Here is a 13168-nt window from a genome sequence, read left to right on the forward strand (position 1 = left end):
GAGAAGACCTGCTTCGACCCGCCCAGGCGACCCCCACGGCCGCCGTGGAGACTGGAGACTGCCGCCGTCCCCGGGAATCGACGCAGTACAGCGGCTGAGCGTAGCGGTTGAGTGGCGCGGTGAGCGCGGGTAGCTCGGACTCGAAATAACTATTAACTGCACACGATGCTGCAGGTTTTTGCCATTCGAGCTCCGTAAACCACGGATTTGTTGAGGTGCCATGTGACAGCTCAGGCGCTGAAACTGATGCCTGCGCTTTCGTAACCAGTACCCAACGGAGTAATACCTGTGAACCAACCCGTCCAAGCCATCAACGCCGCCCAACTTGCTTCGAGGAAAACTGCAGGCCGTCAAACGTCAAAAGCCGTCAAAGGCAATGAGACGGGCCTCCCGGACGCGGTTGTCTCGCAAGTTGACAGAGAGCCCAGCGACCTGTTCGAGCACAACATCGCTGACGCAGGGGCTCCAAACCCTCCGACCGCCCCCGCCGACTCGGCGCCTTCCAGTGAGCCGGACCTGTCTTTGAGCGAACCGACCGAGGCCACCGACACCTCATGTCGCAAAGAGGGGCAGGCAGGCGATGACAATCAGAATTGTGGTGCGCTATTGCCGTTGCCGTGGCTCATCGGCGGTGTCGGCGGAGTGGCATTCGCAGCTGCCGCGCTAGGCAGCGGAAGCGGCGCCGCAGGGCAGCAACCCAGCTTGGTGTCGCCATCAACAGTGCCCGGACGAAGCCCCTCCGAATCCGCCTCGTCATCCCAACCCGACCGTTCGATGACACCGGCTGATTCGGCAGCGCATCCGCTTTTACAGGCGCCGCGCCTGTCTACTGGCAGCGGACGGAGCACGATTGATCCGTCCGACCATATCGACGTTCAATTGACCTCGCCCGGCAATCGCTGGGTCTACCGATTGGACAACTCCACGGTCTGGGTAACAGGCGAGGGTCAGTCCATTCCCGCCGATGCGATCAGCAGGGGCGTGCATGCGGTGACAGTGGCACAGATCGATGATCAAGGGCAAATCGGCGATATCGCGACGATGGCGGTGCGCGTGCGTGCGCCTGACTCCTCGCCGGAGTTGGCATTGGTCAACGACACCGGTATGTCACCGACCGACGGCTTGACCCACGACGGCACGATCTCGGTGACCGGCTTGGCCAACGACGCCCCCTGGTATTACCGGGTGAATGGCAGTGCGACCTGGACACTGGGGACACATGCCCAGATCCCCGCGGAAGCCTTGAAGGACGGAAGCAATGTCGTTGAGGTTTACCAGCAGGGCGATGACCCGGAAACCGTGATCATTAAAACGCTGGTCGTTCAGTTGGATCAGACAGCGCCCGACGCGCCTGTTCTGACGACAAGCAGCGCCGTGCCGGTGCTGAACGCGTCTGGCTCTGTCAACCTGTCCCAACTCGAGGCAGGCGGGACGTGGGAATGGCGCGTGGACGGCGGCGATTGGCATCATGGGCAAGGCAGTGCACTGCCATCGACCGATCTACTTCAAGGAAGTCAGAGGGTTGACGTCCGGCAGACGGATGGCGCAGGCAATGTGAGCAACATCCAGTCACTCGACCTCTCCGTCGATTTTTCAACGCCCGGGCTGTTGTCAGCGTCTGTGATGAAAAACAGCAGCACCGTGGCAACCAACAATCTGATCTCAGCAAACGGTTATCTTGCAATTGGCGCATTGGACCCCAACGCGCATTGGGAATTCAAGGTGGGTGGGGATGATCATTGGCGCCTGGGGACTGACAACGGCGTTCTTTCCACCCGATATTTCGAAGAGGGCAGCAACACAGTGCTCGTCCGTCAAGTCAATGAAGCTGGCAACGCAGGTGCTGAAACCACGGTGACGTTGAAAGTGGACACGGTAGCCCCGCTCATTGAAATCATCCCCATTAAAGAAGTGAAATTCTGGCCAGCGTCACAAGTTGTGTACCTGAACACATATAGCTCATTCAAAGTGACATCTGATGGCCAAACGAAAGTCACCTTCGCCGGACAAACATACAACATTGACGCCGGAGGTTCGGCCGTGTGGATTGCGGGCTATTTAGAGCCAGGTGTTAATACGCTGATGGCGACATCGACCGATGAGGCTGGGAACGTGGCGACACGTACCTTCACGCTCGTCTACGACGGCACTCCTCCGAAGGCCCCAATTCTCTCGCTGAAAAATGACACGGGCGCCTCTTCGACGGACGGCATCACGTCTGACGGAACGATCCAGGTCGCAGGCTTGTTCACCGATGATCAAATCCGCTACAGCGAGGATAATGGGCTGTCGTGGTCTGATTGGTCCAAGACGCGTGAGATTGCTTCCAGCGTTTTCGGTACCGACGGTGAGAAATATCTGATGGTGCAGGCGCAAGATTCCTCTGGCAATATTGGTATGTCTTCCACCATCCATTTCACACTGGATTCCACAGTGCTTTAATCCCCCCCCTCTTCCTAGAGTCGCCCAGCCTCTTCCACGGCGATCTCGTCAAAGGGGCTGATGGACATCTTCACGATGGCGATGTCTACCCCGGTCGCTGTCGGCGAGACGCCCCCGGCGGCCCGCTAAACCGGACAGTGCCATACGCGCGGATCGAAAGATCTGCCCGCATGCCGTGGGCGAGGAAGAACACGGTGCAGGCGGTGCATCGATCGGACGATCGGCCGCAGGGCCGCTTCACGACGATGAAGTGACGCCCGCCTCGGCGCGATGGGATGTCGCACCGAGGCCGGACCGCCGCGCTCCGCCGGCGCATGGGTCAGCGCATGGACCGACGGATTCGCCGCCGGATTCGCCGCTGGATGCGTCCGTCAGTCGATGTCGGCACTCAGATCGACCGTCAGCGCGCGACGCACCAACGCCGCCTGCTGCTGCCGGTGAATCGCTGCCGACGCGGTCGCGCCGGCGGCGGTCACCGCGCGGGACACCTCCCGCAGGGCCACGCCCGCCGGCAGCAGCGACGTCAGTTCATCGCGGACGAAGTGCCAGGCGCCTTGGTTGCGGGTCTCTTCCTGCACCCAGGTGATCTGCTCGGCCTGCGGATAGCGACGCAACACGGCCGCCAGCGCCGCCGACGGGAACGGATAGAGCTGCTCCACCCGCACCAGCGCGGTCGATGCGGCCTCCGGCTGCGCCTCCCGACCGGACAGCAGGTCGTAATGCACCTTGCCGCTGGACAGCACGATCGACCGCACCGCGCCGGCCTGCGCCTCATCCAGGCTGGCATCGTCCAGCACCGTCTGGAAGTGGCCGCCCGCCACCTCGCCCACCGGGGTATGGCTGCGGGACTCACCGAGCAACACCGCCTTGGGCGTCAGCACGATCAGCGGCTTGCGCACCGGGTCCAAGGCCTGACGACGCAGCAGCTGCGCGTACTGGCCCGAGGTGGAGGGCATGGCCACCCGCAGGTTGTCCGCACCGCAGAGCTGCAGCACCCGGCTGAGGAAACCGTTCGAATGCTCCGGCCCCACACCTTCATAGCCATGCGGCAGCAGCACGGTCAGCGAGGCGTCCACGCCCCACTTCTCTTCGCCGGAGCTGATGTACTGGTCGAGATAGACCTGCGCGCCGTTGACGAAGTCGCCGAACTGCGCCTCCCAGACGGTGAGCACATCGCGCCCTTGCACGCTGTGGCCGTATTCATAGCCCAGCACCGCTTCTTCCGAAAGCACCGAGTTGTGGACCTCCCACCGAGCGGCCTTGCTGGCAAAGCGCGCCAGCGGCGTCCAGGTGGACGGCGCCGGGGCCGACGAGGTCGCACCCTCGCCACCTTGGTGATGCCACACCGCATGCCGATGCAAGAAGGTGCCGCGCTGCACATCCAGACCCGAAAGGCGCACGCCCACGCCGGCCTGCAGCACCTGTGCCCAGGCCAGCGCCTCGGCGGTGCACCAGTCCGCGGGCTGTCGGTCGTCCGCCGCCATGGCGCGCCAGCGTGCCAACTGGTCACGCAGCAGCGGATGCGGCTGGAACGAGGGCGGCAGATCGGCCAGCGCGGTGAGCAGCTCGTGCAGCGGCATGACATCGCTCGGTGCCTTCGACGCGCCTGCAGCGGAAGATGCGTTCGCCGCGCCATTGACGGCGCCGTTCGGAGGCGTCGTCGATTCGCCACCGATTGGCGTCGCACTCAACAGGGGACTCGCGGGATCAAAGGCATTGACCTCATCAGCGAGTTGAGAGGCCACCGCCTGTGCCAGCCGACCGCTGGCCGCCAGCTGCTGCGCATACAGCGTCGTCACCCCCGGCTTGGCAGGGATGCGCCGATACAGGTCGGGACTGGTCAATGCCGGCACATCATGCTCGGAATGGCCGAACCGTCGATAGCCGACAAGGTCGATCACCACGTCGGTCCCGAAGCGCGCGCGGTAGTCCACGGCCAGACGCGCCGCCCGCAGCACCGCTTCCGGATCATCAGCACTGGCGCGCAGCACCGGCGCATCCACCATGCGGGTGGGATCGGTGCAGTAGCGTGCAGCCTGCGCATCCATGCGGTTGGGCTCGGTGAAACCGAGTTGGTTGTTGATGATGATGTGGACCACGCCGCCCACCTCATAGCCGGGCTTCTGACCCATGGCCAAGGTCTCCATCACCACGCCCTGGCCGGCAAAGGCCGCGTCGCCGTGCATCACAACCGCCATGCAGCGGTCGGGCCGATCGGCGGCGGTCGATCGCGCCGCGCGCGTCATGCCGACAACGACGGGATAGACGCTCTGCAGATGCGAAGGATTGGCCGACAGCCGCACCCGCACCGGGCCGTTCGAGGTCTGGACCTGCGACTCGCCGCCGAGGTGATAGACCAGATCACGCTGCCGCTCCGGATGCGCCGGCGCGGTCTCGAAGTAGTCGGTGATCTCATCGACGCGACGGCCCATCAGGTTGACCAGCACATTCACCCGGCCGCGATGCGGCATGCCCATCAGCACCTGATCGACGCCCTGTCCTGCGGCGGCGTCGAGTACCGCATCCAGCAACGGCAGCAGCGCTTCGCAACCCTCCAGCGAAAAGCGCTTGCCATGGGGGAATCGCTGCTGAAGATGGCGCTCCCAGCCTTCCACCCGCGCCAGGCGGGCCAGCAGATCGCGCGCGCCGGCCGTGGTCAGCGGCGCCTGGGGCGCCTCCATGCGCTGCTGCCACCAGCGGCGACGGTCCTCATCCCGCACCGCGGACAGGTCCAGCGACAAGGTGCCGCAATACAGGGCCTGCAACCGCTCTCGCAAGGCCCCCACATCCGAGGCGCCCAGCACTGTGGCGCCATCGTCCGCGACCGGGTCGTGAGGTGACAGCCCGAACTGCGCCGGATGGAGCAGCGGATCGTCGAACCGGTCGCCCAAGGCCGGCGCCTCGGCGCTGGCTTCATCGGGCATCGCCAGCGGATCCAGTCGCGCCCATTGATGGCCGTTGCGGCGAAATGCCTCGAGCAGCGCGGCGATGCCGGGCCGCAGGCGCGGCGATTCGGAAACCGTCGCGTCCGACGGATCGGTATCGCGATCGAAATTGCAGCGAAGCGCCCAGGCGTGACGCCCGAACGATGTGTGGACTGACATGTCGACTCCCTTGACGATGAAAGAGGCTGCTCGGCTGAGACGGGCTCTTCACGCCCACGGGTGACCCTCGACGCTCGAACGGCGCCTGTGCCAACCGATCCACCGTCCTCGATGAACGGCGGTCGGACAGCGGTCGGATTCCTCCCGGGCTGCGTGACCTCCGGCTCTGTGGCCGGTCTTGTCTCCAGTCCCCTCCAACCCACCTGTCGTGCCGGCCCGGTGGTGTGTCACCGGCCGGCGGCGGTGCCTGCATCAGGCCGTGGGCCTGGCATCACCGCCTGGGGCGCCGCGGGCTCGCGGCGCCTTGCCTGTCGCGTGCGGCCCGCCTCAGAGGGCGAAGGCACGCACCGCGTCATTCAACTGCCTGGCCTGGTCTTGCAGCGCACGCGCGGCGGCCGTGCTCTGCTCCACCATCGCGGCGTTCTTCTGCGTCGAGTCATCCATCTGAATGACGGCCGAATTCACCTGCTCGATGCCGTCGCTCTGCTCGCGGCTGGAGGCGGTGATCTCCGCCACCACATGGCTCACCTGGCGGATGCTGGTCACGACCTGCTGCATGGTTTCGCCGGCCTGCTGCACCATGCGGCTGCCGGTGTCGACCTGATGGACCGAGTCGTCGATCAGGTGCTTGATCTCCTTGGCCGCCGTGGCGCTGCGCTGCGCCAGGCTGCGCACCTCGGCCGCCACCACCGCAAAGCCGCGGCCCTGCTCACCGGCCCGAGCGGCTTCCACCGCCGCATTCAGGGCCAGGATGTTGGTCTGGAAGGCGATGCCATCGATGACGCTGATGATCTCGACGATGCGGCGCGAGGCGGTGGAGATCGAGGTCATCGTCTCCACCACCTGACCCACCACCTCGCCGCCTTGCGTGGCAATGCCCGAGGCCGAGGTGGCCGAACGGTTCGCTTCGCCGGCATGGTCGGCGCTCATGCGCACGGCGGCGGTGAGCTGCTCCATGGCGGAGGCGGTCTGCTGCAGCGCACTGGCCTGCTGCTCGGTGCGGGCCGACAGATCCTGGTTGCCCTGGGCCACTTCCTGAGCGGCATTGGAGATGGTGTCGGCCCCGGTGCGGACTTCGGTGACGATCCGGTGCAGGTTCTCGACCATGTTCTGCAGCGCCGTCATCAGACGGGCCACTTCATCCTTGCCGGTCACCTGGATCCGATAGGTCAGGTCACCCGCGGCCACCGATTCCGCCAGCTTGATGGCGCGCTCGATCGGCTGGGTGATGGAGCGGGTGATGAACAGCGCCGTGCCGATGCCCATCAGCAACGCCAGGGCGGAGGCACCGACCATGTCCAGCTTGGCACTGCTGGACCGATCCAGAGCTTCGGCCACATCGCCGGCCATGCTGGCGGCCTGATAGTCGACCATCTTGTCGATCAGCGCGTAATAGCGAGCCTGGGGACCGGGCAACTCATCCTGGTAGAGCGCCATCGCCGATTCGCGCTGGCCGGCGGCGAGCTGGTCAAAGATCTTCCGCACGACTGCGCCGTATTCCTTGCGCGCGACCGACTGCTCCTCGAAGAGCTTCTTGCTCTCATCGGTGCGCAGCATCTTCTCGAGCTTGGCCAGGTTCTCCGAGTTGGTCTGACGGATACCGGCGTAGTCGTCCATGTACCTCTTGGTCGCTTCCGGCGTGGACGCCAGCAGCAGGCGGCCAATAGTGATGGCGCCTCGGTCGCCCACGCTCTTGACCTGAGTCGTGAGCGCGATCAGCGCATAGCGGTCCTCGACCACCCGGCTCATGGTGTCATTGACACCGTTGATGACGCGGATGCCCACGCCCAAAATGACCAGCAACAAGGCAATGATGACGGCGAATGCCACCGCGAGACGTGATCCGATTCGGACGTCGGCCAACTTCATGAGGCTCTCCCTGACGACTTGAAATGATTGGAATGTCGTCCATCAAACCATTGCTTACATTTCAGGTCTAGCCCGGTTTTTACATGGAAGGTCAATCCCTCATTTGAAGTGCCGAAAGCTGCGCAGTTTTCCGCAGTTTCAGGGGGTCAATGGCGCGACAAGGATGCGGATAGCGCAACCAACGGGCGAAAAACGCCCGTTTCGACCGATCGGACGGTTGTTTTTTCCTTTCGGAAATGAAAAAAGCTCCTCGAAGGGGAGCTTTCTGGGTGGGTTGCGAAATGACGGGGCTTCTTTCTTCTTTCGTTCGTGCAGTGATCTTGCGCGGCATTCCTTCGCGCTATGGCGCACAAGGGTCCTGCACCGCCACGAACCGCGCGGTCGCAGACGATGCCGGCCTCCCTGTCCGTTCAGGCGCTTCGCATTCACTCCCAGGGAGGCCGGCATCGTCCGCTTCAATCACGACCGAGCTTCCCCCTTTGCGCGTTCTCGTCTCACCGCCTTCAAGCAGAAGCGGCGCTCGGCGGAGGCTCTCCGCCATCGCGTCGGTCACCCCTTCCTTCCGCCAACAGCGCAGTCGCAGGCAATGCCGGCCTCCCTGTCCGTTCAGGCGCTTCGCATTCACTCCCAGGGAGGCCGGCATCGCCTGCTCGAATCACCGAGCAATTGCCCCACACCAATCACCGCACCGTTCACCGATCAATTCATCGATCGATTCACCGCGCGGTTCACTGAGCGGTTCCACGAACGATCCCCAGAGCGACTCGACGAACGGGTCATCGATGGGGAGAGGGTGGCCGGTCCGTCCTCGGTTTGTCGGGGCGGCGGCGGCCTACGGAGCGGTCTTCAGGCGATCGCCAGGCGCTGGCGGGCAGCGCGGTACTCGCGATCGAAGCGGGCGACCAGTTCGCCGGCAGGCAGCACCTCGCGAATCGCGCCGATGCCCTGTCCACTGCCCCACACATCCTTCCAGGCCTTGGCACCGTTGCCGCCGAAGTTCATCTTCGTGGGGTCGCTCTCAGGCAGGTTGTCCGGATCCAGGCCCGCCTTGACGATGGAGCCGCGCAGGTAGTTGCCGTGAACACCGGTGAACAGGTTGCTGTAGACGATGTCGTCGCTGTTGCTCTCGACAATCATCTGCTTGTAGTCGTCCGACGCGCGCGCCTCTTCGGTGGCGATGAAGGCCGAGCCGATGTAGGCCAGGTCCGCTCCCATCGCTTGCGCCGCGAGGATGGCATCACCGCTGGCGATCGAGCCCGACAGCGCCAGCGGGCCATCGAACCATTCACGGATCTCCTGGATCAACGCAAACGGGCTCTTCACACCCGCATGGCCACCGGCCCCTGCCGCCACGGCGATCAGGCCGTCCGCGCCCTTCTCGATGGCCTTGTGGGCGAACTTGTTGTTGATGATGTCGTGCAGAACCACCCCGCCCCAGCCGTGCACCGCCGCATTGACGTCCTCACGCGCGCCCAGCGAGGTGATCACGATCGGCACCTTGTACTTGGCGCACAGTGCCATGTCGTGCTCCAGACGGTCGTTGCTCTTGTGCACGATCTGGTTGATCGCAAACGGTGCAGCCGGCGCCTCCGGATGCGCCCGGTCATGCGCGGCCAGCGTCTCGGTGATTTCGGCGAGCCAGTCGTCGAGCAATTCCGCCGGCCGCGCATTGAGCGACGGCATCGATCCGACGATGCCGGCCTTGCACTGGGCAATGACCAGCTTCGGATTGCTGATGATGAACAGCGGCGAGCCGATCACCGGCAAGCGCAATGAGTTGAACAACGCGGGAAGTGCCACCTGAGGTCTCCTCTTGGGTTCGGTGCGTCGAGGCTTCGACGCACCGGTGCTTCGGTTCGTTGGAAATGAGTCACCGTGCGTCGGGGCGGATCGCGAAGCATCGTCGCGCCGACCGGGTCCCAGCCGGCGCCCGACGCCGCGGCCGCTTCGCTTTCGGACGCGCGTCAGAACGCTTCGGAACGGGTCAGAACGCGTCGATCGGCAGCGCCATCGTGCTGTCAGCGCCGTTCACCACCGCATCGCGCAGCGAATGGCAGCGCGGCAGGATGTGCTCGGCATAAAAGCGCGCCGTGGCGATCTTGGCCGTCATGAATTGGGTGTCGTCACCCGCGCTGAGCCGCTCCTGCGCCGCGAGCAGCGAACGGGCCAGCTGCCAGCCCGCCATCAGGTTGCCCGCCAGCATCAGATACGGCACCGAACCGGCGAAGGCGGCATTGGGCTTGGCCTTGGCATGCGAGGCAATGAAGTCCACCACCTGCACATACGAGGCCCGTGCCGCCGCCAACTGCGTCCGCACCGCCTGCGCATCGGCACTGCCGCTGGCCGCCAGCGCGCCTTCGGTCTCTTCGATCTGTGCGGCCACGCCGCGGGCGAAGGCACCGCCGTCACGCACCGTCTTGCGACCGACCAGGTCGTTGGCCTGGATCGCGGTGGTGCCTTCGTAGATGGTCAGGATCCGTGCGTCGCGGTAGTACTGCGCCGCGCCGGTTTCCTCGATGAAGCCCATGCCGCCATGCACCTGCACGCCCAGCGAGGCGACCTCCAGGCTCATCTCGGTGCTGTAGCCCTTGACCAGCGGCACCATGAATTCATAGAAGGCCTGCGCTTCCTTGCGGGCGTCGGCATCCTCGTGGTGATGGGCGATGTCGTAGGCGGCGGCCGCATCGATAGCCATCGCCCGGCACCCCTCCACCAACGCTCGCTGCGTCATCAGCATGCGGCGCACATCGGGATGATGAATGATCGCGGCGGGCCCCGGCTGCGAGCCGTCCACCGGACGCGACTGCACCCGGTCCTTCGCATAGGACACCGCCTTCTGATAGGCCCGGTCCGCCACACCGATGCCCTGCAGGCCCACACCGAAGCGGGCCGCATTCATCATGATGAACATGTATTCGAGGCCGCGATTCTCCTCGCCGATCAGCGTGCCGACGGCGCCGCCGTGATCGCCGAACTGCAGCACCGCCGTCGGGCTGGCCTTGATGCCGAGCTTGTGCTCGATGGACACGCAGTGCACATCGTTGCGCGCCCCCAGCGAGCCGTCTTCGTTCACCAGGAACTTCGACACCAGGAACAGGCTGATCCCCTTCACGCCCTCCGGCGCACCGGGCACCCGGGCCAGCACCAGATGGACGATGTTGTCGGTCAGGTCATGCTCGCCGTAGGTGATGTAGATCTTGGTGCCGAAGACCCGGTAGGTGCCGTCGCCCTGCGGCTCGGCGCGGGTCCGCACCAGCGCGAGGTCGGAACCGGCCTGCGGCTCGGTCAGGTTCATCGAGCCGGTCCACTCGCCCGACAGCAGCTTCGGGATGAAGAGACGCTTCTGAGCCTCGCTGCCGGCGGTCAGCAGCGCTTCGATCGCGCCATCGGTCAGCAGCGGACACAGCGCGAAGCTGACATTGGCCGCCTGCACCATCTCGCCACACGCCGTGCCGATGGTCTTGGGCAGCCCCTGGCCGCCGTAAGCCTCGGGATGCTGCAGCCCCTGCCATCCCCCGTCGACATACTGACGAAACGCGTCCTTGAAGCCCGGCGTGGTGAACACCTGGCCGTCCTTGAAGGTGGACGGATGCTTGTCGCCCTCGAAGTTCAGCGGGGCGATGACATCCTCATTCAGCTTCGCCGACTCCTCCAGCACGGCCTGAGCGGTATCCAGACCGTGATCGGCAAAGGCGGGAATCTGCTCGGACAGCGTCTGCAGGCCAGCCAGGGCCTGCATGTCGAACAGCATGTCCTTGATCGGGGCGCGGTAAGTCATGGTTTGTCTCCGGATGAAAAAAGGGCGCCGCGCTTCGTCGGCGGGCGCCCTGTTCGTGTGGCGGCGTCGGTCCTGGGACCGCGCGCGGCCGTCTGCCGTCCGTTGGCGGAACTCAGACCCCGATCACAGGGCCTTGACCAGCTCCGGCACGGCGGTGAAGAGGTCCGCTTCCAGGCCGTAATCGGCCACCGAGAAGATCGGCGCTTCCGGATCCTTGTTGATCGCCACGATCACCTTCGAATCCTTCATGCCGGCCAGATGCTGGATCGCGCCCGAGATGCCGGCGGCGATGTAGAGCTGCGGCGCCACGATCTTGCCGGTCTGGCCCACCTGCCAGTCGTTGGGCGCATAGCCCGCATCCACCGCGGCACGCGAGGCACCGAGGGCCGCGCCCAGCTTGTCGGCCAGCGGGGTCAGGACTTCATTGAACTTGTCGCTGCTGCCCATCGCGCGGCCGCCCGAGACGATGATCTTCGCGGCAGTCAGTTCCGGACGGTCGCTCTTGGTGACCTCACGGCCGACGAAGCTGCTCTTGCCGCTGTCAGCGGCGGCCGTCAGCGTTTCCACCGATGCGCTGCCGCCTTCTGCGGCGGAATCAAAACCGGTGGTGCGCACCGTGATCACCTTCACCGCATCCAGCGATTGCACCGTGGCGATTGCATTGCCGGCGTAGATCGGACGCTCGAAGGTGTCGGGGCTGATCACCTTGGTGATGTCGCTGACCTGCGCCACATCCAGCAGCGCAGCCACGCGCGGGGCGACGTTCTTGCCGGCCGCGGTGGCGGGGAACAGCAGATGGCTGTAGTCCTTGGCGATCGCGATCACCTGCGCGGCGACGTTCTCGGCCAGGCCTTCGGCGAACTGGGCGCCGTCGGCATGCAGCACCTTGGTCACGCCGGTGATCTTGGCGGCGGCCGCGGCCACGCCGGCGGCATTCGATCCGACCACCAGCAGATGCACCTCGCCGCCCAGCGCAGCGGCGGCGGTCACGGTGTGGTGGGTGGCGCCCTTCAGGGACGTGTTGTCGTGTTCAGCAATGACGAGAGAGGTCATGTCTTATCTCCATGCGCGTCGGCCTGGCCGACGTCGATGTCTTAACCCTGCGGATCCCGCGACGCCGGCACAGCCGGCGTCTTCGGGTGCGCTCGCCTCACGCGCGCGAGGCGGGATGGGGGTGGGTCAAATCACTTTGGCTTCGGTCTTGAGCTTGGACACCAGGGTCGCCACATCCGGCACCTTGATGCCGGCGCCGCGCTTGGCCGGCTCGGCCACCGACAGCGTCTTGATGCGCGGCGTCACATCCACGCCCAGATCGGCCGGCTTGACCACGTCCAGCTGCTTTTTCTTCGCCTTCATGATGTTGGGCAGCGTCACATAGCGCGGCTCATTCAGGCGCAGGTCGGTGGTGACCACTGCCGGCAGCGACAGGCTGACCGTCTCCAGGCCGCCATCGACCTCGCGGGTGACGTTGACTTTGCCCTCAACGACCTCGACCTTGGAAGCGAAGGTGCCTTGCGGCATGCCGGTCAGCGCGGCCAGCATCTGGCCGGTCTGATTGCAATCGTCGTCGATGGCCTGCTTGCCCAGGATCACCATCTGCGGCTGCTCCTTGTCCACCAGCGCCTTCAGCAGCTTGGCCACGGCCAGCGGCTGCAGTTCGGCATCGGCGGCGGTCTCGACCAGGATGGCGCGATCGGCACCGATGGCCATCGCATAGCGCAGGGTTTCCTGGCACTGCGTGACGCCGCAGGACACGGCGATCACCTCGGTGACCACACCCTTTTCCTTGAGGCGCACAGCCTCTTCCACGGCGATCTCGTCAAAGGGGTTGATGGACATCTTCACGTTGGCGATGTCCACACCGGTGCCGTCGCTCTTGACGCGCACCTTGACGTTGTAATCGACGACTCGTTTGACGGGGACCAATACCTTCATCGAAGCACTCCAGGCGGATTGACGTAAACGTTAATTCGAT

The 13168-nt window shown here is 64.9% G+C and carries 7 protein-coding genes and 1 pseudogene; 1 reads left to right on the top strand and 7 read right to left on the bottom strand.

Annotated elements, in window-relative coordinates:
- Nucleotides 1–288: 288 nt before the first annotated feature.
- A complete protein-coding gene (locus N4261_RS18960) occupies nucleotides 289–2442 on the top strand; it encodes a hypothetical protein (RefSeq protein ID WP_261756829.1) in 2154 nt (717 codons plus the stop codon).
- 17 nt (nucleotides 2443–2459) lie between these two features.
- Here the strand turns inward: N4261_RS18960 and N4261_RS26165 are convergent.
- The 7 genes and pseudogenes from N4261_RS26165 to N4261_RS18990 form a co-directional block, all read right to left on the bottom strand.
- Nucleotides 2460–2552 (bottom strand): annotated as a pseudogene (locus tag N4261_RS26165) (electron transfer flavoprotein subunit beta/FixA family protein); the annotation flags it as partial.
- Between the two features lie 261 nt (nucleotides 2553–2813).
- On the bottom strand, nucleotides 2814–5546 hold the full coding sequence (locus N4261_RS18965; RefSeq protein ID WP_261756830.1) for a 2-oxoglutarate dehydrogenase E1 component: 2733 nt from the start codon (nucleotides 5544–5546) through the stop codon (nucleotides 2814–2816).
- A 327-nt stretch (nucleotides 5547–5873) separates the two neighbouring features.
- Nucleotides 5874–7415 carry a methyl-accepting chemotaxis protein gene (locus N4261_RS18970; protein WP_261756831.1) on the bottom strand — a complete coding sequence of 514 codons (1542 nt, stop codon included), beginning with the start codon at nucleotides 7413–7415 and terminating at the stop codon, nucleotides 5874–5876.
- A gap of 846 nt (nucleotides 7416–8261) precedes the next feature.
- Entirely contained in the window at nucleotides 8262–9215 is a 954-nt protein-coding gene (locus N4261_RS18975; RefSeq protein WP_261756832.1) for an NAD(P)H-dependent flavin oxidoreductase, read from the bottom strand.
- 184 nt (nucleotides 9216–9399) lie between these two features.
- A complete protein-coding gene (locus N4261_RS18980; RefSeq protein ID WP_261756833.1) occupies nucleotides 9400–11193 on the bottom strand; it encodes an acyl-CoA dehydrogenase in 1794 nt (597 codons plus the stop codon).
- A 123-nt stretch (nucleotides 11194–11316) separates the two neighbouring features.
- Nucleotides 11317–12246 carry an electron transfer flavoprotein subunit alpha/FixB family protein gene (locus N4261_RS18985; RefSeq protein WP_261756834.1) on the bottom strand — a complete coding sequence of 310 codons (930 nt, stop codon included), beginning with the start codon at nucleotides 12244–12246 and terminating at the stop codon, nucleotides 11317–11319.
- Nucleotides 12247–12372: 126 nt separating this feature from the next.
- A complete protein-coding gene (locus N4261_RS18990) occupies nucleotides 12373–13128 on the bottom strand; it encodes an electron transfer flavoprotein subunit beta/FixA family protein (protein WP_261756835.1) in 756 nt (251 codons plus the stop codon).
- Nucleotides 13129–13168 lie beyond the last annotated feature (40 nt).

This window comes from Roseateles amylovorans, assembly GCF_025398155.2.
In the GTDB taxonomy this organism is placed as follows: Bacteria; Pseudomonadota; Gammaproteobacteria; order Burkholderiales; family Burkholderiaceae_C; genus Roseateles; species Roseateles amylovorans.